General features: G+C 62.0%; 25 protein-coding genes and 2 tRNA genes. 13 read left to right on the top strand and 14 right to left on the bottom strand.

The window, feature by feature from the left end; translation table 11 throughout:
- Positions 1-110 precede the first annotated feature (110 nt).
- Positions 111-1,025 (top strand): hypothetical protein, encoded by a 915-nt coding sequence (locus ASD52_RS06730; RefSeq protein WP_051509143.1) that lies wholly within the window; start codon positions 111-113, stop codon positions 1,023-1,025.
- 27 nt (positions 1,026-1,052) lie between these two features.
- Complete coding sequence (locus tag ASD52_RS06725; protein WP_128090450.1) at positions 1,053-1,835, top strand: hypothetical protein; 783 nt, start codon at positions 1,053-1,055, stop codon at positions 1,833-1,835.
- Positions 1,836-1,947: 112 nt separating this feature from the next.
- On the opposite strand, the gene fabI is transcribed toward ASD52_RS06725, so the two are convergent.
- The 3 genes from fabI to fabA are packed head-to-tail and all read right to left on the bottom strand — an operon-like array spanning position 1,948 to position 4,544.
- The gene (gene fabI, locus ASD52_RS06720; RefSeq protein WP_025425499.1) at positions 1,948-2,754 is read right to left on the bottom strand and encodes an enoyl-ACP reductase FabI; all 807 of its coding nucleotides are present in this window, start codon (positions 2,752-2,754) and stop codon (positions 1,948-1,950) included.
- 4 nt (positions 2,755-2,758) lie between these two features.
- On the bottom strand, positions 2,759-3,982 hold the full coding sequence (gene fabB, locus ASD52_RS06715) for a beta-ketoacyl-ACP synthase I (RefSeq protein WP_025425500.1): 1,224 nt from the start codon (positions 3,980-3,982) through the stop codon (positions 2,759-2,761).
- A gap of 46 nt (positions 3,983-4,028) precedes the next feature.
- Entirely contained in the window at positions 4,029-4,544 is a 516-nt protein-coding gene (fabA, locus tag ASD52_RS06710; protein WP_025425501.1) for a 3-hydroxyacyl-[acyl-carrier-protein] dehydratase FabA, read from the bottom strand.
- A gap of 321 nt (positions 4,545-4,865) precedes the next feature.
- Here fabA and irrA point away from each other — a divergent pair, with 321 nt between their 5' ends.
- Positions 4,866-5,291 (top strand): iron response transcriptional regulator IrrA, encoded by a 426-nt coding sequence (irrA, locus tag ASD52_RS06705; RefSeq protein WP_025425502.1) that lies wholly within the window; start codon positions 4,866-4,868, stop codon positions 5,289-5,291.
- 10 nt (positions 5,292-5,301) lie between these two features.
- Here irrA and ASD52_RS06700 read toward each other — a convergent pair whose 3' ends face one another.
- The 5 genes from ASD52_RS06700 to ASD52_RS06680 all read right to left on the bottom strand — a co-directional run bounded on the left by ASD52_RS06700 (position 5,302) and on the right by ASD52_RS06680 (position 9,017).
- Positions 5,302-5,937, bottom strand: a complete 636-nt coding sequence (locus ASD52_RS06700; protein WP_025425503.1) for a trimeric intracellular cation channel family protein — start codon at positions 5,935-5,937, stop codon at positions 5,302-5,304.
- Between the two features lie 70 nt (positions 5,938-6,007).
- Positions 6,008-6,823: a YdcF family protein gene (locus ASD52_RS06695; protein WP_025425504.1), complete on the bottom strand. Its 816-nt coding sequence runs from the start codon at positions 6,821-6,823 to the stop codon at positions 6,008-6,010.
- A gap of 184 nt (positions 6,824-7,007) precedes the next feature.
- Positions 7,008-8,183 carry a TMEM43 family protein gene (locus ASD52_RS06690; RefSeq protein ID WP_025425505.1) on the bottom strand — a complete coding sequence of 392 codons (1,176 nt, stop codon included), beginning with the start codon at positions 8,181-8,183 and terminating at the stop codon, positions 7,008-7,010.
- Positions 8,184-8,352: 169 nt separating this feature from the next.
- Positions 8,353-8,428, bottom strand: a tRNA-Ala gene (locus tag ASD52_RS06685).
- A gap of 199 nt (positions 8,429-8,627) precedes the next feature.
- Complete coding sequence (locus tag ASD52_RS06680) at positions 8,628-9,017, bottom strand: TIGR02300 family protein (RefSeq protein ID WP_025425506.1); 390 nt, start codon at positions 9,015-9,017, stop codon at positions 8,628-8,630.
- 284 nt (positions 9,018-9,301) lie between these two features.
- Here ASD52_RS06680 and aroA point away from each other — a divergent pair, with 284 nt between their 5' ends.
- From aroA to rpsA, 5 genes are all read left to right on the top strand, one after another.
- The gene (gene aroA / locus ASD52_RS06675) at positions 9,302-10,645 is read left to right on the top strand and encodes a 3-phosphoshikimate 1-carboxyvinyltransferase (RefSeq protein ID WP_025425507.1); all 1,344 of its coding nucleotides are present in this window, start codon (positions 9,302-9,304) and stop codon (positions 10,643-10,645) included.
- An 81-nt stretch (positions 10,646-10,726) separates the two neighbouring features.
- On the top strand, positions 10,727-11,311 hold the full coding sequence (locus tag ASD52_RS06670) for a hypothetical protein (RefSeq protein ID WP_025425508.1): 585 nt from the start codon (positions 10,727-10,729) through the stop codon (positions 11,309-11,311).
- A 113-nt stretch (positions 11,312-11,424) separates the two neighbouring features.
- On the top strand, positions 11,425-12,378 hold the full coding sequence (locus ASD52_RS06665; protein WP_057204354.1) for a hypothetical protein: 954 nt from the start codon (positions 11,425-11,427) through the stop codon (positions 12,376-12,378).
- 77 nt (positions 12,379-12,455) lie between these two features.
- Positions 12,456-13,091, top strand: coding sequence for a (d)CMP kinase (gene cmk, locus ASD52_RS06660; RefSeq protein WP_025425510.1), 636 nt, complete (start codon positions 12,456-12,458; stop codon positions 13,089-13,091).
- Positions 13,092-13,258: 167 nt separating this feature from the next.
- Positions 13,259-14,965 carry a 30S ribosomal protein S1 gene (gene rpsA, locus ASD52_RS06655; protein ID WP_025425511.1) on the top strand — a complete coding sequence of 569 codons (1,707 nt, stop codon included), beginning with the start codon at positions 13,259-13,261 and terminating at the stop codon, positions 14,963-14,965.
- 253 nt (positions 14,966-15,218) lie between these two features.
- Here the strand turns inward: rpsA and ASD52_RS06650 are convergent, their stop codons facing one another.
- A complete protein-coding gene (locus ASD52_RS06650) occupies positions 15,219-16,850 on the bottom strand; it encodes a hypothetical protein (protein ID WP_057223710.1) in 1,632 nt (543 codons plus the stop codon).
- A 518-nt stretch (positions 16,851-17,368) separates the two neighbouring features.
- Between ASD52_RS06650 and ASD52_RS06645 the strand changes: the two genes are divergently transcribed.
- A complete protein-coding gene (locus ASD52_RS06645; protein WP_057223709.1) occupies positions 17,369-17,701 on the top strand; it encodes a DUF6665 family protein in 333 nt (110 codons plus the stop codon).
- On the opposite strand, the gene ASD52_RS06640 is transcribed toward ASD52_RS06645, so the two are convergent.
- Both ASD52_RS06640 and ASD52_RS06635 read right to left on the bottom strand, forming a co-directional pair.
- Positions 17,702-18,475, bottom strand: a complete 774-nt coding sequence (locus ASD52_RS06640; protein ID WP_025425514.1) for a hypothetical protein — start codon at positions 18,473-18,475, stop codon at positions 17,702-17,704. It abuts the gene before it with no gap.
- A gap of 136 nt (positions 18,476-18,611) precedes the next feature.
- Positions 18,612-19,097 (bottom strand): BA14K family protein, encoded by a 486-nt coding sequence (locus tag ASD52_RS06635; RefSeq protein ID WP_025425515.1) that lies wholly within the window; start codon positions 19,095-19,097, stop codon positions 18,612-18,614.
- A gap of 218 nt (positions 19,098-19,315) precedes the next feature.
- On the opposite strand from ASD52_RS06635, the gene ASD52_RS06630 reads away from it, so the two are divergent.
- From ASD52_RS06630 to ASD52_RS06620, 3 genes are all read left to right on the top strand, one after another.
- Positions 19,316-20,743, top strand: coding sequence for a phosphomannomutase (locus ASD52_RS06630; RefSeq protein ID WP_025425516.1), 1,428 nt, complete (start codon positions 19,316-19,318; stop codon positions 20,741-20,743).
- A 78-nt stretch (positions 20,744-20,821) separates the two neighbouring features.
- Positions 20,822-20,908, top strand: a tRNA-Leu gene (locus ASD52_RS06625).
- A 349-nt stretch (positions 20,909-21,257) separates the two neighbouring features.
- The gene (locus ASD52_RS06620) at positions 21,258-22,208 is read left to right on the top strand and encodes an adenylate/guanylate cyclase domain-containing protein (RefSeq protein ID WP_025425517.1); all 951 of its coding nucleotides are present in this window, start codon (positions 21,258-21,260) and stop codon (positions 22,206-22,208) included.
- Between the two features lie 20 nt (positions 22,209-22,228).
- Here the strand turns inward: ASD52_RS06620 and ASD52_RS06615 are convergent, their stop codons facing one another.
- The 3 genes from ASD52_RS06615 to ASD52_RS06605 form a co-directional block, all read right to left on the bottom strand.
- Positions 22,229-24,205 carry an adenylate/guanylate cyclase domain-containing protein gene (locus ASD52_RS06615; RefSeq protein ID WP_025425518.1) on the bottom strand — a complete coding sequence of 659 codons (1,977 nt, stop codon included), beginning with the start codon at positions 24,203-24,205 and terminating at the stop codon, positions 22,229-22,231.
- Positions 24,206-24,349: 144 nt separating this feature from the next.
- Positions 24,350-25,381, bottom strand: coding sequence for a hydroxyacid dehydrogenase (locus ASD52_RS06610; protein WP_025425519.1), 1,032 nt, complete (start codon positions 25,379-25,381; stop codon positions 24,350-24,352).
- 99 nt (positions 25,382-25,480) lie between these two features.
- On the bottom strand, positions 25,481-25,792 hold the full coding sequence (locus ASD52_RS06605) for a hypothetical protein (protein ID WP_057223707.1): 312 nt from the start codon (positions 25,790-25,792) through the stop codon (positions 25,481-25,483).
- A 111-nt stretch (positions 25,793-25,903) separates the two neighbouring features.
- On the opposite strand from ASD52_RS06605, the gene ASD52_RS06600 reads away from it, so the two are divergent.
- The gene (locus ASD52_RS06600) at positions 25,904-26,530 is read left to right on the top strand and encodes a ribonuclease D (RefSeq protein ID WP_025425521.1); all 627 of its coding nucleotides are present in this window, start codon (positions 25,904-25,906) and stop codon (positions 26,528-26,530) included.
- The last annotated feature ends 180 nt before the right edge of the window (positions 26,531-26,710 follow it).

Below are 26,710 nucleotides of genomic sequence, written 5' to 3'. Positions count from 1 at the left end.
GCGGACTAGACATTTTCTTCAGCCCGGCGCCGGGCGGGGCTGCGAGACTGGAATCCAGCGAAAGCGCTGCGTTCTGATCGACGCTCAAACAGTCGGGATGAGGGACTTCTTTGCTCGGCACGACACTTCTACGCGACGTCTTCCTGCATTCCGTGGCCATTCTCTGTCTGTTGGCCGGGCTCCTGGCCTCAGCCTCGACAGTTCTGGCATCGCCGGCCGGCGGCGCTGACATGCAGTTCTTGGTGGTTCGCAGCAATCAGCCGGGGTGCGAGCCGACATGCCCGGAGTGGATATCGGCCGAGGGGACGATCGTTCGCGAAAGTCCGACGCATCTCAAGAAGCTGCTCAAGGCGATCGGCGACCGCCGCCTGCCGATCGTCGTGACGTCGCTCGGCGGCGACGTCGATGCCGCCATGGTGCTCGGACGGATCATCCGGGCGCGAAAGCTCGAAGTGGCGGTCGGCAAGACGCGCTTCGTCGGTTGTCAGCCGCAGCAGAAGGATTGCCGCGACAATGACGGCAAGGGTGCCCGCCTCATCGGGACTGCCTATTCGGGCGGAGCCTATTGCAACTCCGCCTGCCCGCTGATGCTTGCCGGCGGTGCCCGGCGTGTGGTCGGCCAGTGGGCATATCTGGGCGTTCACCAGATCACCGCTGTCTACGCTCAGGTCCAGACACGGTACCAGGAGAAATATCGGATCGTGAACGGCAGGAAGAAGATAATCAGCAAGAAAGTCGTCAGCCAAAAGAATGTTGGCAACCGCAAGACCTACGAGATGAGCAAGGCGATGGAGCGCGAACTGGCCGCATACCTAGCGGAAATGGGCGTCGGGCGTGCGGTCATCGATCAGATGAAGATCACGCCCGCTGCCGACATGCGCAAGATCGAACCTGTGGCGATGATGGAGATGAAGTTGATCACGCAACTGGGCGGGGTCGAGCTGCTGACCGCGGCCGGGGTCTGCAAGACGGTGCCCGCCTCCGCCAATTGCCGGGTTTTCGTTATGTCGGACCTGAAGCGTTAGACGAGGGGATCTGGGTTGGAGACCGGAATGCGCATATGGAGTTCTCCCGTCGGCTGCGCCACGCCCCGCCTGCGACGAGTAGTGCTGCTGATCTGTCTGCTGGCCGCAAGCCTGTTGATGGAGCGGCCGGCAATGGCGGCTGAGCAGCAGATGCGGTTTGTCGTCGTGCGCTCGAACGAGGTCGGTTGCGAGCCGACATGTCCGGAATGGATTTCCGCCGCAGGCACCATCGGTCCGAAGACGCCGGCACTGCTGAAGGCAACCTTGAAAACGCTCGCAGGCCGCAAGCTACCATTGGTCCTGCGATCGCCCGGTGGCGATATGGCGGCTGCGATGGCACTCGGCCGCCTCATCCGCAAGAGCAAGCTGAGCGTGGCGGTGGGCACGACCATTTTCGTTGGATGTCAGCGAGATCAGAAGAACTGTACCGCAAACGACCGCAAGGCGGCCGAGTATATCGGCAAGGCAGTTTCGCTTGGAGCCTGCTCACAGGCATGTACGCTTGTCCTTGCATCCGGCAATCGACGACTCGCGGGAGAGGGGGCGATCGTCGAAGACATTCCGACGCTAGCCGGAAACGAGGCCGACACCCGGAAACTCGTGGCTTACTACGGTGAAATGGGCGTGCGATACCAGTCCCTGGTCGAACGCCTGCGCAGCGCGGACGGCAATCTCGGCCGCTATCAATTGTCCACGGTGCTGCTGTTGACGAGCGAGCTGCCCGTCGGCCAACTGGTCGATGCGGATATTTGCCGTGGCACGCCTGCGCCCGACAATTGCCGGGTCTTCACCACGATGGATCTGGAATAGCGGCAGGCGCCGGGCGCGGGAGCCAACCAAACTGGAAAACACGCCAACAAAAAAGCCCCGGCGATAACCGCACCGGGGCTCGTCATCTCTGGGCTGTGCCCACCCATCAGCTTTACTCGGCGTCGGCGGTCCTGAGCGCGTCGAGCGCCGGCATCGAGGTGATGTTGTAGCCCGAATCCACGTAGTGGATTTCGCCGGTGACGCCACGCGACAAATCGGAAAGCAGGTAGAGCGCCGAACTGCCGACATCGTCGATGGTGACGGTGCGGCGAAGCGGCGAATTCTTCTGCTGCCAGGAGAGCATGGCCCGCGCATCGGAAATGCCGGCGCCTGCAAGCGTGCGGATCGGGCCGGCAGAAATCGCGTTGACGCGGATGCCGCGCACGCCGTAGTCGGCCGCAAGATAGCGCACGGAGGCTTCGAGAGCCGCCTTGGCAACGCCCATGACGTTGTAGTTCGGCATCACCCGCACCGAGCCGCCATAGGTCAGGGTCAGCATCGAGCCGCCGTCGTTCATCAGTTCGGCGGCGCGCTTGGCGATCTCCGTGAAGGAGAAGCACGAGATCACCATGGTGCGGCTGAAGTTGTCGCGCGTCGTGTCGGCGTAGAGGCCCTTCAGCTCGTTCTTGTCGGAAAAGCCGATGGCGTGGACGATGAAGTCGAGCTTGCCCCAGCGTTCCTTGATGGCCGAGATGACCGTATCGACGGAAGCGATGTCCTCGACGTCGCAAGGCAGCAGAAAGTCGGAGCCGACCTCGGCCGCCAGCGGCTTCACGCGCTTGCCAAGCGCTTCACCCTGGTAGGTGAAGGCCAGTTCCGCGCCCTGCGCTGCCAGCGCCTTCGAGATGCCCCAGGCAATAGAGTGGTTGTTGGCCACACCCATGATGAGGCCACGCTTTCCATTCATCAGTCCCGTCATGGTGTTATCCGTTGTAGCGCTGGAAGACGAGCGTTGCGTTGGTTCCGCCGAAGCCGAACGAATTGGAAAGAACCGTATCGATCTTGGCGTTGTCGATGCGCTTGCGCACGATCGGCACACCATCGAATTCCGGGTCGAGTTCGCTGATATGGGCGCTCTCGCCGATGAAGCCACCCTGCATCATCAGGAGACCGTAGATCGATTCCTGGACGCCGGCAGCGCCGAGCGAGTGGCCGGTGAGCGACTTCGTCGACTGGATGTGCGGGATCTTCGCGCCGAACACTTCGCGGATGGCGCCGATTTCCTTGCTGTCGCCGACCGGGGTCGACGTGCCGTGCGTGTTGATGTAGTCGACGTCGCCCTTCACGGTCGACAGCGCCTGGCGCATGCAGCGCATCGCGCCTTCGCCTGATGGGGCGACCATGTCGTAGCCGTCAGAAGTCGCGCCGTAGCCGACGATTTCGGCGTAGATCTTGGCGCCGCGCGCCTTGGCATGTTCCAGCTCTTCGAGCACCAGCACGCCGGCACCGCCGGCAATGACGAAACCGTCACGGCTGACGTCATAGGCGCGCGATGCGGTCGACGGCGTGTCGTTGTACTTGGAGGACATCGCGCCCATGGCATCGAACAGGTTGGACATCGTCCAGTCCAGGTCCTCGTGGCCGCCGGCGAACATCACGTCCTGCTTGCCCCACTGGATCATCTCCGCGGCATTGCCGATGCAATGGGCAGACGTCGAGCAGGCCGACGAGATCGAGTAGTTGACGCCGTGGATCTGGAACCAGGTCGCAAGCGTGGCCGAAGCCGTCGACGACATCGCCTTCGGCACGGCAAACGGGCCGATGCGCTTGGGGCTCACGTTCTTGCGGGTCGTGTCCGCCGCCTCGACGATCGTGCGGGTGGACGGACCACCCGAGCCCATGATGATGCCGGTGCGCTCGTTGCGGGAAATGACCGCTTCCTCGAGGCCGGAGTCGGCGATCGCCTGCTTCATGGCCACGTGGTTCCACGCGCCGCCCTGCGACAGGAAGCGCATGGCGCGCCGGTCGACGAGATCGCTCGGATCGAGCGTCGGTGCGCCCCAGACCTGGCACTTGAAGCCGTTTTCGGCGAAATCGGAAGAAAACGTGATGCCCGATTTGGCGTCGCGCAGCGATGCCGTGACTTCGTCGGCATCATTCCCGATCGAGGAAACGATCCCGAGGCCCGTGACAACAACCCGTCTCATGGTAATGACCTTTTCTTTATCTCATTCGGTGCGGAGAACCCGCGGCTTAGTCGGTCTTTTCCTTCGACAGACCGACACGCAGGTCGGTTGCCTGGTAGATGGTTTCGCCGTCGGCCTTCAGCCAGCCATCGGCAGTGCCGAGCACGAGGCGACCGCGCATGACCCGCTTGAAATCGATTCCGTACTCGAGCAGCTTGGTATGGGGGCGAACCATGCCCTTGAACTTCACTTCGCCGGTTGACAGCGCCATGCCGCGCCCCGGTTCGCCGAGCCAGCCCAGGAAGAACCCGGTCAATTGCCACATGCCGTCGAGACCGAGGCAGCCGGGCATGATCGGGTTGCCCTGGAAATGGCAGGGGAAGTACCAGTCATCAGGGCTCACGTCATACTCGGCGCGAATGAAGCCCTTGTCGAAGGCGCCGCCCGTCTCGGAGATTTCCGTGATGCGATGGACCATGAGCATGGGCGGCAGCGGCAGCTGCGCGTTGCCGGGGCCAAACAGTTCACCTCGGCCGCAGGTCAGGATTTCCTCATAGCTGAAGCTGGATTGCCTGGTCGTCATCAATGGTTGTTTCCCCGAGTAACATAAAGTGTTGTCAGACCTGCTTTAGAGCAAGTTCGCTGTGAAATGAAGCGCACCGATGGCCGTTTTCGATGTTTCCGACGTCGGCGTCGCCCATTTCGATTGCGATATCGTTCCGCCGTCGCTTACAGGATCAATGTGGGTCCGACCAGAGTTAAATACCAGCCTTCCTTGAAATAGGCCGGTTTTTCAGGCATTCCAGCCGTTCTGCACCTTAGAATCTATTGAAAGAGCAGCGTGCAAAAGTTATATCGCAGCGGAAGTATTGTAAATTTTACGGGATCCATGGAACGCTCCTTGATGACGAAAGCAACCGAAGTGAGTTCGGAAGAGAGATTGCGCAGCTCGGGTCTGCGCCCGACGCGTCAGCGTGTCGCGCTTGCCGATCTGATCTTCGCCAAGGGCGACCGTCACCTGACCGTTGAAGAACTACATGAAGAGGCTGTTGTCGCCGGCGTGCCGGTTTCGCTGGCAACCGTCTACAACACGCTGCATCAGTTCACCGAGGCCGGCATGATCCGCGTGCTCGCGGTGGAAAGCGCCAAGACCTACTTCGACACCAACGTCTCCGACCATCACCACTTCTTCATCGAGGGCCAGAACGAAGTCCTCGATATTCCCGTCAGCAATATCGAGATCGGCAATCTGCCGGAACCGCCTGAAGGCATGGAAATTGCCCATGTTGACGTGGTCATTCGTCTCCGCCGCAAGCGCGAACGGTCGTAGCGACCTTTTCCTACATCACATCGTTGGGGTCGCGGCCGGGGCTTGCTTTGCCGATGGGCAGCGTCCAGCCGTATTTGAGTGCGCCGGCGCGCACGGTGAAGGCCGAGACCACGCCGAGCGCCGATGTTGCGGCCAGCGGCAGTCCGATCATCGTCGCGACGACGAACACGGCGGAGCCGACCAGAGCTGCCGTCACATAGACTTCCGGACGCAGCAGCACTGACGGCTCTCCCGCCAGGAGGTCGCGCAATATGCCGCCGAAGGTCGCCGTCAACATGCCGGTGACAAGCGCGACCCCGGGCGAGCCTGTTGCCGCCAGCCCCTTGGCAGCACCCATGACGCAATAGGCCGACATGCCGATCGCATCGAGCCAGACCAGCACCCGGTAACGCGAGCCGAACAGGTGGGCGGTGAAGAACAGGATGACGCTCACCGAGACGCAAACCAGAAGGTAGGTCGGGTTGAGCACCCAGAACACCGGCGTTGCGCCAAGGATGACGTCGCGCATCGTTCCACCGCCGATACCGGTGACCGAGGCAAGGAACAGATAGCCGATGATATCGAGCTGCTTGCGCGAAGCTGAGAGCGCTCCTGTTGCGGCAAAGACGGCAACACCCGCATAGTCGAGGATTTCCAGGATCGTCATGGCCGCTCCGTTGATAGGCGCATCGCTGTTATCGGTCGCATCGCAAGCTGGAGCATCCAGGCCCGCCGCGTCAACGGGGTGAAGCGTTGGGGGGTGAAACGCCGGGAAGCAGGCTGTCCGTCCGGCCGCCGAAATAATAGGCCGCCAGCCCGATCCATTCGCGCACCGCCGTCGTCGCCAATTGGGCATTGAGCGAGGGTTGGGTGAAATCGAAGCCGGGCGTGACCGTGCCGCTGGTGCGGTAGTCCGTCGGCCAGGGAGTGACCTCCAGCCCGAGCTTGCGGAAAAGCCCGACCGAACGCGGCATATGGAAGGCCGACGTGACCAGGGCGCAGTTGGCAAGGCTGTTTGCCGTCAGCAACGCCTCAGTGTTGCGGGCATTCTCGAATGTCGTTCTCGATTGCTCCTCGCGGATCAGCCGTTCAGGGCCGATGCCGAAGGTGGCAAAGAAGGCTTCCGATGCCTTGGCGTCGCCGTCATAGGCGCCGCTGAACGAACCGTCGCCGCCGGAAATCAGGATGCGCGCTTGTGGGTAGCGCTTCGCCAGCATGGCCGTCTCGATGAAGCGGTCAGCCGCCTGGTTGAACTCGATGCCGCCACGGCTCGCCATCACCTCGTTCTCGAAGGCGCCGCCGAGCACGATGACGCAGGAGAGGGTTGCTGGCGGTACCGTCGGCCGCGGGAAGTGGTCCTCGAGCATCTGCAGGAAATAGGATCCTGAGGTCGTGAACAGGCTGACGAAGAGCACCAGCGCACCGAGCAGGCCGAAGGCGACGCCGCTGCGCCTGAGGCCGGCCGCCGTCATCAGCAGTCCGGCAAGGACGGCGAAGAACGCCAGGGAAAGGGGCTGCGCGACGAGCCAGAATATCTTGGAAAGCAGAAACATCAGGCCCGTGTTCTTCGCTACGATCCCTTAATATTTCGCAAAGCCGATCGGCCGGCCGGCTAAAGCGCTCCCGTACCCAGGCAATCGTGGAGCCGCTCGATCCCGTTATTCTTACGCAAATCCGGACGCAAAACCGCTCCGCATTTTTGCTGGAATTGCTCCAATCAACACCCTGCGCCGCTCATCAGGCCGGCACGCCGCCGGACATCGGCTTTGCCTTGCCGGCACGCAGATAGCCGATGCCAAAAGCAATGAGCGCGCCGACTGCGACGATCGCCAGCGACAACAGCGGGCGATAGGCAAACCAGGCGACGGCGATGACGACAGGGCCGAGGAGCAACGTTAGGATCGCGGCGATGATGCCGGTACCGAAAGCGACCACAGAACCGAGCACCGGAATGACGTCGGCAATGATGGAGATAAGGGACAGCATCAGCGTGAAGCCGATGAACAGGCCGATCAGTCCGCCCACCCGAACCAGCCAGGAAATCAGCGTGTTCTCGCTCTGGGCGGCGTCAAACATTTCGGCGGCGCTGGTGATGCCGGCTGAGCTCAGGAACAGGTCGCGACCGTTCGTGGTGCGGTAGGGGGCAAGGCTGCCACCTTTCTGTGCGGCGACGAAGCTCGCGGTCTCCGTGTCTTCGCGGGTAAAGCCGATGCGCAGATCGCCGACGGCCGGGTTCTGGCGATCGGCGGAGACGAAGATCGTCTGGCCGTCGGTCTTGACGGGGCGATTGGTGTCGAGCGCGTCGGCGAGGTGCTGCAGGTCAGTGTCCGCCATTTGCACGGGGCTGTCGCGGCCGAGATCGGCAACGGCCCTGCCGTTGACGGAAAACGCACCGAGCATCGCGCGGTCGACGGTGAACCGCTCGCTTGAGATCGGCATTTCCGGGTTCTGATGCCCGTTGCCGTCGCGGAAGTCGGCTGAATCGGCGCGGTCGCTGCGCCACTCCTTGGTGTAGGAATAGGTGGTGACCGTTTCCTCGCCGCCGCCGAGCGTCTTGCGCGTCTCGCTCTTCTTTTCCTCGACCCATTGGTACATCTCGACCGAGCGGCGCAGGCCCGCAGCCCCCTTCGCGGAGATCCCGAGTTGGCTGTCGGCCGGCGTGCCGACGGGCTCGACCCGGCTGGCGATGTGAACCAGCTTGCCCTCGTTGCCAGCCTCGACAGCGCCGCTGTCGATGTCGACCACAGCGCCGGCGCCCTCGACGAGTGCCCGATAGGTCTTGACCGAACGGCCCTCGTTCCAGGCAAGCAGCCAGATCATGCCGAAGACCAGCAGCAGACCGATGAAGATGCCGATGACACCGTTCTTGAGGCGCGCGAACCACGACGTTCTGGTCGTTTCGGTAAAACTCATCTGATCCCCCGGCACTTGCATTCGACCCGGTTGCGCAAGCGAACCGTTCGATTTTCCCGTTGGTACCAGAAAAAAAGCGGAAAGGAATATACCGGCCGACATGCGCAGACGTTTGGCCCAAACATGGTGAAAGGCGGTCAGTTCAAAGGTTTGTATTTCAGGAGAAATTTGGTGGAGCTAAGCGGGATCGAACCGCTGACCTCTTGCATGCCATGCAAGCGCTCTCCCAGCTGAGCTATAGCCCCATATCGGGTCCGGCAAGGCCGGTTCCGGGAAACTTGTCGGGCTGTTGTGCCCGGCGAGTGGCGGCTTATTACTTCTGCTCTTCGCGGATAGCAAGCCGAAAATGTCAGGCCGGTGGAAATAATTTGGCTCCGGCCCGATTTGCTCCCGTCCACGCCATTTGGCAGGGGACGGGAGGCATTCGCGTAATATTTTAAGCGCTTAGACGTCGTCGTCGTCGTCGGACACGCCGATGAGGTCGCTCATGTCGTCGTCGTCGTCTTCGTCGTCGGTCTGCAGGAAGGTATCGTCGTCGTCGCCGTCGATCTCTACCTCGTCGTCGCCCAGATCCGGAATCTCGTCGCCGCCGGCTGCTTCGTCGTCAGCTTCCTCGAGCGATACGAGTTCGACTTCCGTGTTCTCGGTGTCGACTTCAGCGACGTCCTCTTCCTCTTCCTTCTCGAGCACCTTGGCAACCGAGGTTTCTTCGAAGAAGGACAGCGGGTAGGACTTGCCGCTGTAGGGGGAAACGATCGGATCACGGTTCAGATCGTAGAATTTGCGCCCCGTTTCCGGGTCAATGCGCTTTGTTCCGAGTTCCGCTTTTGCCACAGTCAAAGCCTCTTGAATGGCCGGCCGAACCGGCGCTTGCCGGAAAGCCGGCGGGTGGAAAGGATATCAAGCCTATGATGATTAGCCGGTCCCCATAATCATCTTGGCCGCATCTGTCAAAGATAAAACTCGAAAGCCCTGCGCCGCCTGCTTTTTCTTGCGCCCGGGAGGATGATCGCGCAATCGCATTGTGTTAGGCAACGCAACGGAAGGTGGTCGCGCCTCCGTAGCCGTTTCGCCTGTGGCGATGGATGGTTCCGGCCGCAGGTTTGAGGAAGGTTCATATGTCCGCTGGCTTGATCGCAAAGCCTGCCATTGCGCGCAGATCCAAGGCACTCGGCGGCACGGTGCGTATCCGCGGCGACAAGTCGATTTCCCATCGCGCCCTGATGCTCGGCGGGCTTGCGGCCGGCCGGACGCGCATTGCAGGCCTGCTCGAAGGCGAGGATGTCATCAACACCGCACGAGCGATGCGGGCGCTTGGCGCTACGGTGCGCGAGGAAGGCGGCACCTGGATCGTCGACGGTCTCGGCAACGGTGCGCTGCTTGAGCCCGAAGCCCCGCTCGATTTCGGCAATGCCGGTACCGGCTGCCGCCTGACCATGGGGCTCGTCGGCGCTTATGATTTCACCACAACCTTCGTCGGCGATGCCTCGCTTTCCAAACGTCCGATGGGCCGCGTACTCGATCCGCTGCGCCAGATGGGCGTTCAGGTGGCGTCGGCCGAAGGCGGCCGCCTGCCGGTGACGTTGCGCGGACCGAAGACGGCGAACCCGGTGAACTATCGCGTGCCGATGGCCTCGGCCCAGGTGAAATCCGCCGTGCTGCTCGCGGGTCTGAACGCACCCGGCATCACCACGGTGATCGAGCCGGTGATCACCCGCGATCATACCGAGAGAATGCTGCAGGCCTTCGGCGCGAACTTGGCGGTTGAGACTGGCAATGAGGGCGAACGCATCATTCGGCTCGAAGGGCAGGGCAGACTGACCGGCCAGGACATCGATGTTCCCGGCGATCCGTCCTCGGCGGCCTTTCCACTGGTGGCAGCGCTTCTCGTGCCGGGTTCCGACATCACCATTCTCAACGTGCTGATGAACCCCATCCGCACCGGACTGATCGTGACGCTGCTGGAAATGGGCGCTCAGATAGATGTCCTGAACGCGAGGACTGCGGGCGGCGAGGACGTGGCGGACCTGCGCGTCCGTTACTCGGAGTTGAAGGGCATCACGGTGCCGGAAGATCGCGCTCCCTCGATGATCGACGAATACCCGGTGCTGGCCGTTGCGGCGGCTTTCGCCGAGGGCCGCACTATCATGAGCGGTCTTGAGGAGCTGCGCGTCAAGGAATCCGATCGGCTTTCCGCCGTTGCTGCCGGGCTCAAGCTCACCGGCGTCGATTGCGAGGAGGCACCTGCCGCCCTCGTCGTGCACGGTCGCCCCGGCGGCAAGGGTCTCGGCAATGCCGCCGCCGCCGTCGCCACCCATCTCGACCACCGCATCGCCATGAGCTTCCTCGTCATGGGCCTTGCCTCGGAGCACCCCGTCACCGTCGACGACGCGACGATGATCGCCACCAGCTTTCCCGGGTTTCTGGAGCTAATGGCCGGGCTGGGCGCTGCGATCGAATGATGCATCGGTAAAATCCTAAAGGCCGGCGCGACCCGTCGGTAACGACCATCGGCTATGGTTTGACTGGTTGAGGATATGCCTATGTCGGTGGACGATCGATTCAAACTGGTACGCCGCCATGATGACGGCAGGATAAGCTATCGGCAAAATTTGCGAGCGCCCGCGGTTGTCGTTACGGAAGACGAGCTCGATGAGCTGAGCCGGTTGACTGGGAAGTGCTGGGTGGTGCCCATTGCTTTCTTCCTTTTCGCGGCGCCTCTCTTTGGCCTTTGGGCGAAGCAACCTGCAATACCCGTCGTTTTCGTTGTGTTTGCTGTCGTGGTGAGCGCAGGGGTTATTGTCACTGCCCGACAGCGGTTACGAGAAATTTTGGCGAATGCGCCGCGCCATATTGAGAGTGGTCCACTATCGGTGCAGCCATCGACCCTCGAGTACGTTCGGGAACTTTGGTTCGACGACAAAATGACGATGCTATGCGGCATCGTTTTGTCCGGAATGGTTTTTTTCACCTACGCTACTGTTGTCATCGCCAAGATCGTCGGCCATCCGGACTTCGTCGATAAAGGTGGCAGCTCGATAAAAGCCGCCGCACTGGCCATCGTCTCGGGATACGTGCTGCGCGTCCATCTCAAGGCGTGGCGCCGCGGAAAAAAGGAAAGAAATTAGTAATCCTCTAGGTGCATTGAATGGTGATTGCAGCCTGGACGTGCGGCCGAATGGCCTTCTGACGTGTGTCGAGGCGTGGCACCGGCCTATGCGCCGTTTGAGGAGAAGATTTCATGTTTGACCGCGGCTTGAATTGGGAGAAACGAGAGGACGGAACGATCCTCTATCGCCGGTCGCCTTCCGGGCCGACGTTTATCATCGATGAGCAGACACTCGGCCGCATCGTGCGGTTTAGGTTCATGATCCCGCTTGTGTCGTTCCTGACCTTGATTCCAACGGTTGTGCTCGGCGTTTTCGCGGGCCATGGAGAGGTCTCGCTTGCGATACCTGTCGCCGCGCTTCTTTTTGGGGTGGCGGCCTTCTACCTCTATTTCCGCCGCACAGAGCGTCGGATCGAATGGATGCTTGCGGGAGCCAGACGATCATCCCAGGCGCCCGAGCCGTTCAAACCGCCGCGCAATGCCCGGAACTGGAAGACGCTGGATGACGGCTCGGTTTTCTATTGGCCGCGGAACTGGCCGAACCCGGTAATGCTGACCGCGAAACAGTTTGCGTCGATTGGAGTCGACAACGGGTATGGCTTTTGTGCGCTGTTTGTTAGCGTCATTATTGCCGTGTTGGCGGATGGCTACCGTTGGGCCGGCGGACTAAACAATGGCGCCGCAAGCGTCATTGCCGTTGCCCTGATTTCGTTCAATGTGCTTTTCATTGCAAGGATACGCCGAACGCGGCAACGCATGCTGGATCGCGCGCCGCTCGCACCTGTTGTATCGGGATTGAATCCACCGCTGAAGTTACTCGATTTTGCGCGCCTGATCAGAATGAAACTGGTTCGGGGTTCAAGGGGTATGCTCTTGTTCTGGCTTTTGGTTGCCGTGTTCGGGCTTTTCCAAAGCGTGCAAACCTTGTCTGACCTCTTTGGCGGCGTTAGGGTCTATTGGGATAAGGGAAAGTCGTTTCCGGTAGGCCCGGTTCTGCCTTCGCTGGCTTTTGTCGGTAGCCTGTTGCTGGCCATGGTGAATGTATCTGCGATCGTCATGCGCGCGAGGTCTGCCGGCAAAGGGTGACGGAGCATCGGATGAGCATGGATTCGCCTGCGAATTTGATCTAAAGGCCAGCAACAACATCGATTGCAGGACCACCTATGATCATCATCGCCATCGACGGACCCGCAGCGGCAGGCAAGGGCACGCTCTCGCGCCAGATCGCCGAAGAGTACGGCTTTCACCACCTCGATACCGGGTTGACCTACCGCGCCACGGCGAAGGCGCTGCTTGATGCCGGCCTGCCGCTCGACGATGAGGCGGTGGCCGAACGCATGGCGCTGAATGTCGAACTGGCAGGCCTCGATCGCTCTGTGCTGTCGGCACACGCGATCGGCGAGGCGGCGTCGAAGATTGCCGTCATGCCGGCCGTGCGTCGCGCGCTGGTCGAGGCGCAGAGGGCGTTTTCGAGGAAAGAGCCGGGCACCGTGCTCGACGGTCGCGATATCGGCACCGTCGTCTGCCCGGATGCGGCGGTGAAGCTCTATGTCACCGCATCGCCGGAAGTGCGCGCGAAACGCCGCTATGACGAGATCGTCGGCAACGGCGCCGCCGCCGATTACGCGGCGATCTTCGACGATGTGAAGAAGCGCGACGAGCGCGATATGGGTCGGGCCGACAGTCCTTTGCGCCCCGCCGACGACGCGCACTTGCTTGATACGTCTGAAATGAGTATAGAGGCGGCGTTTCAGTCCGCGAAGTCTTTGATCGATGCGGCCCTGATCAAGAAGATCTGAAGAAGAGCCTTTTCGCGACACTGTCAGGATCGCTCTTCTTGCATAAGCCTGAAATTCCGTCCACGCGCCGGATTGTCCCTTTGATGGGGCGGACTGGGTTCAGGCCTGTTCAACACCAACCCCCGGCGCATGTGCGTCTCTCATTTAGAGATGCATCAGGAGATTCCATGTCTGCTACCAACCCAACCCGTGATGATTTCGCAGCGCTTCTCGAAGAATCCTTCGCGAAGACCGATCTTGCCGAAGGCTATGTTGCCAAGGGCATCGTCACGGCCATCGAAAAGGACGTCGCCGTTGTCGACGTCGGTCTGAAGGTCGAAGGCCGCATCGCTCTGAAGGAATTCGGCGCGAAGGCCAAGGACGGCTCGCTCAAGGTCGGCGACGAAGTCGAAGTCTACGTTGAGCGCATCGAAAACGCGCTTGGCGAAGCTGTTCTCTCGCGCGAAAAGGCTCGCCGCGAAGAAAGCTGGATGCGCCTGGAAGTGAAGTTCGAAGCCGGCGAACGCGTCGAAGGCATCATCTTCAACCAGGTCAAGGGTGGCTTCACCGTCGATCTCGACGGCGCCGTCGCCTTCCTGCCGCGTTCGCAGGTCGACATCCGTCCGATCCGCGACGTGACCCCGCTGATGCACAACCCGCAGCCCTTCGAAATCCTCAAGATGGACAAGCGTCGCGGCAACATCGTCGTTTCGCGTCGTACCGTTCTGGAAGAATCCCGTGCTGAACAGCGTTCTGAAATCGTTCAGAACCTTGAAGAAGGCCAGGTTGTCGAAGGCGTCGTCAAGAACATCACCGATTACGGTGCGTTCGTCGACCTCGGCGGCATCGACGGTCTGCTCCATGTCACCGACATGGCATGGCGCCGCGTGAACCATCCGTCGGAGATCCTGAACATCGGCCAGCAGGTCAAGGTTCAGATCATCCGTATCAACCAGGAAACCCACCGCATCTCGCTCGGCATGAAACAGCTCGAGTCGGATCCGTGGGATGGCATCGGTGCGAAGTATCCGGTTGGCAAGAAGATCTCGGGTACCGTCACGAACATCACCGACTACGGTGCGTTCGTCGAGCTGGAGCCGGGCATCGAAGGCCTGATCCACATCTCCGAAATGTCCTGGACCAAGAAGAACGTACACCCCGGCAAGATCCTGTCCACGAGCCAGGAAGTCGACGTTGTCGTTCTCGAAGTCGATCCGACCAAGCGTCGTATCTCGCTCGGCCTCAAGCAGACGCTCGAGAACCCGTGGCAGGCATTCGCGCATAGCCATCCGGCTGGCACCGAAGTTGAAGGCGAAGTCAAGAACAAGACCGAATTCGGCCTGTTCATCGGCCTCGACGGCGACGTTGACGGCATGGTGCACCTTTCCGACCTCGACTGGAACCGTCCGGGCGAGCAGGTCATCGAAGAGTTCAACAAGGGCGACGTCGTTCGCGCCGTTGTTCTCGACGTCGACGTCGACAAGGAGCGCATCTCGCTCGGTATCAAGCAGCTCGGCAAGGATGCAGTTGGCGACGCCGCTGCTTCGGGCGAACTGCGCAAGAACGCTGTTGTTTCGGCCGAGATCATCGCCGTCAACGACGGTGGTATCGAAGTGAAGCTCGTCAACCACGAGGACATCACTGCGTTCATCCGCCGCGCCGATCTGTCGCGTGACCGTGACGAACAGCGTCCGGAGCGTTTCTCGGTTGGCCAGGTTGTCGACGCACGCGTCACCAACTTCTCCAAGAAGGACCGCAAGATCCAGCTGTCGATCAAGGCTCTGGAAATCGCGGAAGAGAAGGAAGCCGTTGCTCAGTTCGGTTCGTCCGACTCGGGCGCTTCGCTTGGCGACATTCTCGGCGCCGCTCTGAAGAACCGCCAGACCAACGAGTAATCGTTCGCTGACGCCTGAAATGAAAAAGGCCCGCGGAGAGCGATCTCCGCGGGCTTTTTGCTTGTGAGCGTTTCGTTCGGCTGCAGTGTCCTTGGTTTTCTGGATCGCTCTTCTGAAGTCGACCCGATCTAACGCGTATCGCGATCTCTAGGATTCGCTTGCGGCACTTTCAGCTCTTGATTTGCGCACGTCGTTCTCGCAGGACCAACTGCACACTTTTGCGCGACATGCTTTCGGCGATCAGTCCGGAGGGTCAGCCAAGACCGCCGAGCTTGCGATAGAGTTCGTAGACATCGGGCTCGGCGTTCCATTCGCCGCCCGTTTCACCCCTGCCGCCTTCGGTCTGCTGCTCATCTTGCGTGGCTTCGTCCCGTGCGGCTCCGCCGTCGCCCTGCGCCGCTTCGTGGTCGCCGTTCGGCTCTTCGCCGCCTTCGCCTCTGCCATCGTCGCGCTCGCTCTTTTCCGCCTCGCTCTTCACGTCCTCAACTGCGATCGGATAGGGGATCATAGCAAAGGGTATCGCTTCGCGCGGCAGCCCGTTTTCGATCAACCGTGCGATCGCCTGTTGCATCGCCGGGTCGTCCGTCGGCCTCTGGGCGCGCTGGACGGCGGTGGCGCCCGCCGGGCCTGGTGGCTCCGTCTGGTCTTCCGCAACGCTCAGGGCGGCAAGCTCAGCGCCTGCAGCCGTATCGCGGGGGCGGAGCGGGTTTGCGCGGCCCGGCTCCGTGCCATCCGTCTCTGTATGGCTCGCTGCTGCGTCGGCTTCGGCGCTTTCGAGTTCGGGTGCGATCCCTTCGGGTCGGTCGGCGCCTGCAGGTTCTCCCGGCAGGCCGAGCGTATCGCGCACGATCGTCTTCAGCGCGTCCGAAAGCGCGCGGTCCGTACGGCTCTCGTTGCCGCGCGTCGTTGCCCTGTCGTTCAGCAGCTGATCCTCGCCGTCGCGCAGCGGGCCATAGGTGCCGTCTGGCTCCTCGCCTTCGTCGGCGTGGCCAGCCTCGGTGCCCGCATCCGTCCGGGCGGTGCCGTTGCGCAGCTCTGCTTCCTTGGCCTTTGCGGGCAAATCGGTATCGTCAGCCGCGGCGGCAGGGTGCGGCGACGCATTTTCCTCATCATCGACCGCTGCCTTGCCGGTAACAACCTCCGGATCGACGAGTTCGGGGTCGGTGTCGCCATTGATGATGGCGGCCAGGGCTTCGATCTCGGGGCCATCAAGCGAAGGCAGCCTGCCGGGCATCGCTCTCGGTTCTCCCCGCTCTGGCGAAGTCTGAGGCCGAACCGTTGCTGCGTCTTCAGCAGGTGGTGTCGCGTCCATCTCCTCCGATGCGAGACTCGACGTGTCACTCTCGCTGCCGACGCCAAAAGTTTTTTTCAGCGCGGTCTGCAGCATGGCGACCTCGCTTGCAGCCGGTGCGCTGGCGGCGGCCAGATGCAGCGGGATGGCTGGCTGCAGGGATGGGTTGCTGAGGCCGGGCAATGCGGCGCCCATGGAGGGTGGCGCCGCACCATTTCGGATGGCCGGCAGGTCTGCAAGGATACCGACCCGTAGCGCCAGGCTGCGACCGCCCAGTTGCCGCTCAAGCGCCAGGCGTTCCGGCATCGGCATCGATTCAAGAAAGGTGACGAGCCGTCGCACGAAGTCGCGCCCGCCTTCCTGTGGCAGCGGCGGGAATTTCAGGATGCGGGCAAGGTCCTCCATCAGCCGCACAAGCGCGTCCTTGGATAGGATCTCGCGGCCTGCGAGATGCCGGGTCAGCGCGTCGAGGACCTTCTGGATCGCTTCGCCGCGCTGGGCGGCAGTAAGAGGCGCTGCCGGTTGTTGGGGCCGAGCGCTTGCCTCCTCGGCAAGTCCGGTCGCGGTTTTGACCGTGAGAATGGATGTCAGCATTCTGGTCTCCCTCTCGCTTGACCCTCGCGTTGGCGCGCGGCCGTTGACAGCCGGCATCCGCATTTCACGCCGTTCCACGGATCACCTCGACCGTCCGTCGGGCAGGTTGTCACTTCGGTTCGGGCTGGCGCCTCATGCGCGTCTCGGCCAACCGGCCAGACCTGCCGCAGCTAAGGTGCGGATACGGGAATCGGCATGATGCTTCGATGTTAGGCGAGACAGGTTTATGAAATCTTAACCATGCGATGGGGTGCGACGGAGGTCGCAGTGCCTTGTCGCCTGGGCGCGCAAAGACCCGTTGCCGCACGAACCCTTTGCATCGCGACCGATCCGGCGGCAAGATGCACGCTGCAACCGCAGTTGCGCGTGTTACTGCATGTTTCCTTAAATCCTATTCGATTTAAGGATAAAAACATGCAGCAATTCAAAGTGCTACAGCGACCTTTGCGCGTCCAATAAGACGCGCGGCGCTGTAGTCAACGCGTGGCGCTATCCGTGTTGGAGCCATGGAGTTTCGGATGACCGTTCGCCCTCCAAGATCCCTGAACCCCTCCTATTCGGCTGCGGGTGCCCTCAGCGCTCTCGAATACGAATTGCTTTCGGAGCGTGCCGACGCGCTCGGGCGGCATGGCCTCAAGGTCGAAAAGGCGATCGCGGCATTGCAGACGCTCGAGCGGAATGAAACGACGCCGGAGCTGCGCGAGCGGTTGCTCGACGATGCGGCTGACGCGGTCTGGGCGTTTTTTATCCAGCGCGAGATCTGCGGCCTGCGCGATAGCCGCGACGCTATCCGGCGCTATGGCATACCCAACCAGGTCATGGCCCGGCTGGGTATCGTCCGTCGGAAATGATCAGGCGGCGATAAACGTCTGGCTGGCGAGGCTGTAGCGACCGATCTCGTCGATCCGAACCGGCAGCGGGCGCTCGGCTTCGGCCTCGCGCGCGTCTTGCACGTCTTCCAGATTGTCCTTGGCCTGAAGCGCTTGTAACTCTTTCTGCTGCTCGGCGAGTGTCTCGGTGTCGGTGACGCGAGTCAGGTCACCAGTCAGGCTGTCCAGTTGCAGTTCGTCCAGCGACTTCGCCTCTGCAGCATCTGCAAGACGCTGTATCGCCTTCGTAGCGCCGTTGCTTTGGCCGGTGTTCGCAGACCCCTTGCTGTCGAGAGCCTCGTCCAGCTTCTTGCCCCGGCTGCCCTCGGGGTCCTTGATCGCCTCGATCAGTTCGTTCAGCGAGACATCGATATCCGTCAGCCCCAGCTTCTTTTCGATGTCACGAACGGTTGCCGGTGGCAGGTCCTCGACGATCTTTGACAGTGCGCTGCCAAAGGCGAAATCGGATTTGAAATCCTCTCGCTTCAGGTCGAAGAACTCGCCGACTTCCCGGATGAGCACCATCCGGTTGTTATTGGCATCGTTTCCTGCCTGATTGAAGAAATGATCGTTGATCTTGGTATTGGCTGCCTTCTGGGCGTCGTCCGACTTCACCTGGGCCTTCAGGATCTTGTCGTCCTTGGTGCCTTTCGCCTTTTCGTCCTCTTCCGCCTGGCGCTTCTCGATATCCTTCAGGATCGAGCCGACCAGGTTGGTCGTCGCGGTGGCGTTGGATTGCTGGGTCGGGAGCAGCATCATTTCATTCCGGCAAAGAGTTGCGAGCGTGATGAAACGGTATGATGGCGAGGTTAATTGCTGCTTAACCAGCCTTTCCAAGAAATTGGAGTTGGTAAAGCGGCGCAACGCCGGCGCTGCGCCGCTTGGGCGTGACCTATCGATAGGGCGAGTAGCAGGCGCGATAGACACCCTGATAGGTGAGGAACCGGTTGGTTGCCGGATTGTAGGAGCGGTAGCGCGAAAGGCACCAGCTCACATGCGCGTTGGTGCCGCCGCGAACATAGTTGTCGCGGTAGTAGTAGCGCTCGCGGTAGTAGCGGCGGGGATAATTGTTGTAGTAGCCTCCATAGCCCGGTCCGAAATAGAGGCTGAAGCCCGAGCCACCATAATACGGGCCGCCCCAGCCTCCGCCGTAGTAGCCGGGGCCCCAGCCACCGCCCCATCCGCCACGCCAGCCGTTGGGATACATAACGCCTCCGTATCGCCTGTACGGGTAATATTGGGCCTTTTGGACATCGCCTTGCGCCCTGATTTGAACGTCGTGGCCTGACAGCGGCATGGCCAGGGCAGGCCCGACCGAGGTCATCAGGGAGGCGGCGGCTAAGGCGCAACCGACAACGAAATTCCGAAATCCCGTCATGCTTTCCTCACTTTCCGAAAGGGTTGCTTTCCGGTTGTGTCCCTGCTTCACATTAGGTGTTTTTTTCTTGGTTTATTCATGGCGAAATGGTGCGGATCCGTTCGGCCGATGGCCGGATTTCCACGCCGTCTGCCGTTCGGTATAGAATGCACCGGCGCGTTTGCCATGTCACTGTTATTCTTGCCTATTGCCGTTCGTTGGCATTCACGGAGTATAAGATGCAATTGAAGTTCGGTACCAGCGGTCTGCGCGGCCTGTCCGAGGAGCTGAAAGGCGAGCCGTCTGCACGCTATGCGAAGGCCTTCGCGCGGCACCTGATCGCCTCCGAGCAGGCGAAGGCCGGGGATCCGATCCTGATCGCTCGCGACTTTCGCGATTCCAGTCCTGAAATTGCGGGGGTTTGCGCCGATGCGCTGAAGAGCGAAGGCTTTCGCGTGTTCGATTGCGGCACTGTTCCGACCCCGGCACTGGCGCTTTATGGCCTCGTCCACAAAGCTGCGGGCCTGATGATCACCGGCTCGCATATTCCCGCTGATCGCAACGGCATCAAATTCTACCGGCCCGACGGTGAGATCGACAAGAACGACGAACTGGCGATCAGTTCCATTGCCGACGCCATTGCCGGCGAGGCCGTGCCTTCGGCCGGCTCCGGTGAAGACCATGCGGCGTCGGCCGCAGATCTGTTCCTCCAGCGCAACAGGGACCTGTTGCCACCCGGTTCGCTTGGCGGCTTGCGCATCGGCGTCTATCAGCACAGCACGGTAGCCCGCGATCTGCTCGTCGAGTTGCTGACGCATCTCGGCGCCGAGACGGTCGCTCTCGGCCGATCCGAGGACTTCGTGCCTGTCGATACCGAGGCGGTTTCGCCTAAAACGCTCGCCAAGCTTACCGCCTGGGCGCCTGAACATCGCCTGGATGCGATCGTCTCGGCCGATGGCGACGGTGACCGGCCGCTGGTTGCCGATGAAAAGGGCGCGCCGCTTCGTGGCGACCTGTTGGGCCTCGTCGCCTGCGAGTTCCTCGGTGCCCAGATCGCCGTGACGCCGGTCACCTCCAATTCGGGTCTCGAACGAGCCGAAGGTCTGTCGGTCATCCGCACCCGGGTCGGTTCGCCCTATGTCATCGCCGGAATGGCGCAGGCAGTTGCGGAAGGCGGCACGAAGGTGGCCGGCTTCGAGGCCAATGGCGGCACGTTGACCGCGAGCGACTTCTCCGTCGGCAATGGTGTTCTCAAGGCTTTGCCCACCCGTGACAGCTTCCTGCCGATCCTCGCCGTGCTTGGGCGCGCCGCCGAAGCCCGGATGACCCTCTCGGCGCTGGCCGCGTCCTATCGTCTTCCGGTCGCGCTTAGCGACCGCCTCGAACACTTCCCGGTCGAAACCAGCAGCCGGCTGATGGCGTTTCTGCGCGGTGGGGCGGAGAACCTCGGCGGCTTCCTTGCCGCCATTGGCCGTCCGGCTGCCGTCAGCGACATCGATGGTCTGCGCGTTACCCTTGCCGATGGTCGAACGATTCATTTCCGCCCGTCCGGCAACGCACCGGAAATGCGCTGCTATGTCGAGGCCGAGACGACAGCAGAGGCGGAATCGCTGCTAGCTCAAGGACTTTCCACAATTCGATCCTGGGCAAAAGTGACGTCAAACTGACCTTTTTCGTGTTCTGACACGAAAACTTCAAAATGCCTGTTGACACTTCGGCTCGGGCCTTTTACATGCCGGTCCGTCGCCCAGATGGCGGAATTGGTAGACGCGCCAGCTTCAGGTGCTGGTACTCGAAAGGGTGTGGAGGTTCGAGTCCTCTTCTGGGCACCATTCCTTTAGCCAAACATTTGTTTTGGTTCGAAAAACCCCGGCTTGCCGGGGTTTTTTCGTTTCTGGCTTTTGGCCTGAACGGCGAGCGACCACCGCAAGTTTGCCTGATGAAAAATGCCCGATTTCCCGAGTTCGAAACCGCGCGGCGGAGCCACGTTCCTGCATAGGGTTTGTGTGCCTGCTAGCGCGCCGCGTGAGCCATTTCTGCAGCGTCTGGTGCATCTGCGCGGTACAGGGTCATTCAGCCAGTAAGGAAGCCGTTGTGGCGGCGCGTCTTGCGATCTGTGGTAGGCTCGCTACTATTCAATCACCCGCTGCGGCGGCGGATTTCGAGCGAGGATCATCCGCGATGGCTGACACGCGTCGCAAGCTGACGACCATCTTCTCCGCTGACGTCCAGGACTATACCCGCCTGATGCGGGCGGACGAGGAGGGTACGCTTGCTACTCTCAAGCGGTACCGGGATGCCATGACGCGCCTGATCGAGGCGCATGACGGCCGGGTCATCAACACCTGGGGGGATGGGCTGATCGCCGATTTCCCCAGTGTCGTCGAGGCGCTGCGCGCGGCGATCGACGCCCAGAACGAGCTGGCCGGTTACAACGCGAGAAGCAAGGACGATGCGCAGATGCTGTTTCGCATCGGCATCAACCTCGGAGATGTGATCACCGAGGACGACGACATCTATGGCGACGGCGTCAACGTTGCCGCTCGCCTGCAGGCGTCCGCCCCTGCCGGCGGCATCGTGATCTCCAACACCGTCTATGACCAGGTGCGCAACAAGATCGCCGTCGGCTTCGAGTTTCTGGGCCAGCTTGAGGTCAAGAACATCGACGGCGGCGTGCCGAGCTATGCCGTGCGCATCGGTGCGTCCGATGACAGCGGGGCGGCTGCGGACCGCCAAGCCGAATGGGGCCGGTCGGCCGAGCAATCCGGCCGATCCGCGACCGTACCGATCGAAGCCGCGGCTGAACCGACGGGCCTGACCGGAAAGCTTATGGGAACGTTGGCGGTCATCGGCGCCGGCCTCGCGGCGCTCAATCTGCTGACCTGGCGCGGCGTGTTCTGGGCCGCATGGCCCCTGCTGGCATTCGCGGTTCTCGCGGCCTTGCGATGGGTGCGGGCAAACAGGAAGATCGACCGGGTCATCGGCACGCTTGCTGTCGCCGGTCTGGCTCTCGTCGCAATCAACCTCCTGTCCTGGCGGGGCGTGTTCTGGGCGGTGTGGCCGTTGCTTGCGATCGCTATTGCTGCTGGCATCCGTTGGGTCATGCGCCAGAGAGATGGCGTCCGGCGTTGACGGCGCGCGCTGCAGGCGCCTCAGGATGATGTCGTCGGTGATTTCAAGGCTGCATCCTCGACGATCGGCCGCGCGCTCAGCACCTCATAGACATCGAGTGCCGTGGCGCGCCCCTTGGCTTGCGCCGATCCGAGCGGCCGGAAGGTGATCGCGTCGGATGCCTGGGCGACGACGGCGCCGCTCGCCATGATCGTCGTGCCGTAGTTCTTGTTCATGCCTTCGAGTCGCGAGGCGACGTTCACCGTGTCGCCCATGGCGGTATATTGCAGCCGTTCCTTCGCGCCGACGCTGCCGACAACGGCGGTGCCAGTGTGGATGCCGAAGCGCGTACGGAACTCCGGCAGGCCCTTCTTGCGCTGCGCTTCGTTGAACGCTTGCAACCGTTCCTCGACTGCCAGCGCGCAACGACAGGCATTCTCCGCATGGCGCTCGTCTGGCGCCGGCGCGTTCCACATGGCAAAGACGGAATCGCCGAGGAACTGGATGATCGTGCCGTCATGGGCATCGACGACCTCGCTGAAGATGTCGAAATATTCCGAAAGCATCGCCACCACTTCTTCCGGCGCGTGGCGTTCGCTCAAGGTGGTGAAATCGTAGATATCGGTGAAAAGTGCCGTGACCTCCTGACGCCAGGCCGCGCGGCCGCTGAACTGGCCGGATTCGATGCCCTTGCGCACCAGTTCCCTCGGCACGTAGAGCGCGAAGGTGAAGATCGCGTCGCGTGCCCGGTTCATCGCCCCGCCGAGCGTGGAGATCTCGCTGACATGCGACGACACGTCGATCGGCGTGGTGAAATCCAGGTCCTGCAGCCGGTTGGCGCTGGCGGTCAACTGGTTGAGCGATTTAGTGATCAGGTGTGCGAGCACCAGCGACGACAGGACGGCGAGCGCCACTACGGCGCCGGATATTGCAAGCCCCTGGATCAGTGCCTTGTTGGCGTCGGCCATGAGTTCGTCGAGCGGGGCGGCGACGACCGCCCGGTGTCCGGTCAGCAGCAGCTCCGATTCGAGCGGTGTCACCATGACCAGATAGGTCCGGTCCCCCACCTCGGCGAAACCGGCCTTTCCAGGCGGTGGCGGGTTGAGGCGGATGCTTTGCACCAGCGGATCGTTCTGCGGCGGGACGATCGGATCGTCCTTGTCCTTGGCCGACATGATGCGTTTCATCATCGTCCGGTCGGAGTGGATGATCGGTCGGCCGACCGCATCGAGGATGAAGGAGACGGATCCCTTCGTCAGCCGTTCGCGCGACAGGAAATCGGTGATGGTGTCGAGAACCACGTCGGCGCCGATGACGATCTTGGGATTGCCGCGGTGCGCCTGCGAGATCGTCATGCCGAGCGCGCCGGTCGTTGCCATCTCGTAAGGGCCGTTCGACACGGCAGCCGTGCCGTCGACGGCCGACTGGTACCAGGGCCGGGTTCGCGGATCGTAGCCCGACGGCGGTAACCGTCGCTCCGACGTCGGTTCGCCCGCCTCGTCCAGGAAGATGACGCGGTTGATCGATTTGCCGCTGGCGTCGCGCTCCATCGAGCGGACAGCCATGGAGGCGCCGCGTGGGGCATCGAGCGCCATGCGCCAGGCGATGTGCTTGAGATCGACCACCTGGAAAAACGCGCCGCTCGGGTAGCCGACATAGACGCCGTCGATATGCGGCGAGCGGCTGATGCCTTCGCGCAGCACGGCCGCCTTGTCGTTCATGCGCTCCGGCGGAGGCACGAGGAAGGAGTTGGCGACCGACGAGACGAGGCTGACAAGCGCCGAGGTGTCGCCGGACAGCACGCCGAGACGATCGACCAGGCGGCCGGCAAAGCCGCGCATGTTGGATTCGGCATCCGCAATCGCGGCGTTGCGTGAGCGGTGATAGTCAAGCCCGACAAGGATGCCGGATACGGCGATCAGCATGGCGACCATCACCAGGCTGAACAGCGAACGCAGCGAACTGTTCCAGCTGTCGCGTATCCTGGTTCCGAGAAAGCCGGACGTCTTGTTGGCCATTGCGTGTCTCTGATCTCGCGCCTGTCCTGGCGATGCTACGTGCTTTTCCCATAAAACACGTTAATCGGGGGCAATGCATTCCCGGCCGTCAGCGAAACGATGAAATCTCCGATGGCGAAGAGCTTATACCAAGCTGGGTCGATATCAGTTGACCGTCACCGGCTTGGAGCGCATCCGTGCGACCGTCTCGCGCTCAGCGCGTTTGCAGCGCATCGGCGGCAGGTCCCGGTCCATCAGGTCCATGTCTTCCAGCACCATGTCGCCCATCTTCTTGAAGGCGCTGTCGAGCGCGCCCGCGCGGTGCGCCGAGCGCAGGAAGCCGGGCAGGCGGCGCACCCTGTGGTCGAGCGGAAGTGGCTCCTGCGGGAAGACGTCGCTGGCGGCAACGATATGCCCGCTTTCGACGGCGGCCATTAGCGCATCGAAATCGACGACGCCGGCGCGGCTGAGCAGGATGAAGGCTGCCCCCGGCCGCATGCTGGCAAAGGCCCTCGCGCCGAGAAAACCCTCATTCTCGCTGGTGACCGATGCGACGACGAAGACGAAATCGCTTTCGGTCAGCACGGTTTCCAGCGATGCCGGTTCGACGCCGTTGTCACGGAGGATAGAGGCCGGCATCCAGGGATCGAAGACGCGGATCCTGGCGCGGAAGCCTGACAGCACCCGGTTGAGCGCCTTGCCCAGGTCTCCGAAGCCGATGATGCCGATGTCCGAGCCGGAGAGCAGTCGCGCCGAGCGATTGCCGTCGCCACCCCAAAGCTCCCGGCCCTCGCGAAAGGCGAGATCGGCGTCGACGATGCCGCGCGCGATGTTGAGGGCCATCGCAAGCCCCATTTCGGCGACCGGCTCGGCAAATACTTGGCCGGTCGTGACGACGTGGACACCGCGTTCGAACAGCACCTCATAAGGCATGTTGTTGATCAGGTTGCTCTCGACATTGAGAATGGCCCGCAGCTTCGGCAGGCGCGCCAAGGTATCGTGGTCGAGCGGCGGTTGGCCGATGATGTAGCGCGCTTGCGACAGCACCTCGTCGCCAAGGCCGGCGATCTCATCCGGATCGGTCTCAACGATGCGGTAGCGCTCGTGCAGTTGCTTCAAGGCGTCGGCTGTGAAGATCAGGTCGAGCGTGCGCGGCGCCGGCACGCTGATGGCGAGCGGTCTCGTGTCGTTGGGCATTGTTCCTCCTCGGTGGAGGCAGAACACCTCCACAGTTCCTTGCCCAATTTTCTAGGAAGTATTCATCGGCTTGCCAAGCCGAACCGGTGCAGGTTGGTATTAGTAGCCGAGCCCGCGCTTCTGCCGGTAGAGTGACGGTGGCAAATCGCTACCCTGGAACACCGGGCCATCGCCGCGGCGGCAGTTGTAGATCGTGTCGTAGCGCGGCCCGCCGCGCGAGCTCGATTCGAACGGATAGTCGCGATCGACAAGTGTCTGCTGGCAGACGACCTTGTCGCCGTTGTCGTTCAGGGGATCCATCGGGCGCACACCGGGCAGGTCCCTATAGTTCTGCGCCAGCGCCGGCACGACCGTGAAGCCAAGCACGAGCGATATGATCGAAAGAGCCGAGGCGGTGCGAGAGGAGGGCATCAATGCGAGCTTTCGAAGGGTGCACCCGCGGCGAGGTGCCATGACACGGTTTCGCCAGGGCCAAACTTGCGCTATAGGCGACACCACTTCCGTTTCATCTGGGGATTTTCGATGGCGAATGCAATACGGTTCCATGAAGGCGATATTTCCGCAGCCGATGCCGCCCGCTACCGGGGCGCGATTGCCGTCGACACGGAAACTCTTGGCCTTGTCCCCCGCCGCGACCGGCTCTGCGTCGTCCAGCTTTCGCCGGGCGACGGCACCGCCGACGTGATCCGTATTGCCGCCGGCCAGAAGGATGCGCCGAACCTCGTCGCCATGCTCGCCGACCCGGCCCGGCAGAAGATTTTCCACTACGGCCGTTTCGATATCGCCGTACTCTTCCACACTTTCGGCGTGACGACGACGCCGGTGTTCTGCACCAAGATCGCCTCGCGTCTGACGCGCACCTACACGGATCGCCACGGGTTGAAGGACAATCTGAAGGAAATGCTCGACGTCGATATTTCCAAGCAGCAGCAGTCCTCCGACTGGGCGGCCGAGACCCTGTCTCCGGCGCAGCTCGAATATGCCGCATCCGACGTGCTGCACCTGCATGCGCTGCGCGAAAAACTGACGGGGCGGCTCTTGCGCGATGGCCGCATGGACCATGCGGATGCCTGCTTCGCCTTCCTGCCGACCCGCTCCAAGCTCGATCTGCTCGGCTGGGACGAGACCGACATTTTCGCCCATAGCTGAACGGGTCATACCAACCTGCGCTGATATTGACCTCTCGCGCCGGAGCGATTTTGGTTTCCGGCAAAGAGACAATCGCAACCGGACCCAAGCGGCGCGGTGAGGAGTGTCGACGCTATCAGGATGCCAAAAGCGCCCGGCCCTTCGGGTGGGCCGTGTATCGGCCACCGGCAGCGTCGCAAT

Source organism: Ensifer sp. Root142, from assembly GCF_001426785.1.
Classification (GTDB): Bacteria; Pseudomonadota; Alphaproteobacteria; order Rhizobiales; family Rhizobiaceae; genus Ensifer; species Ensifer canadensis.
This window is presented reverse-complemented; position numbering and strand designations above follow the sequence as displayed.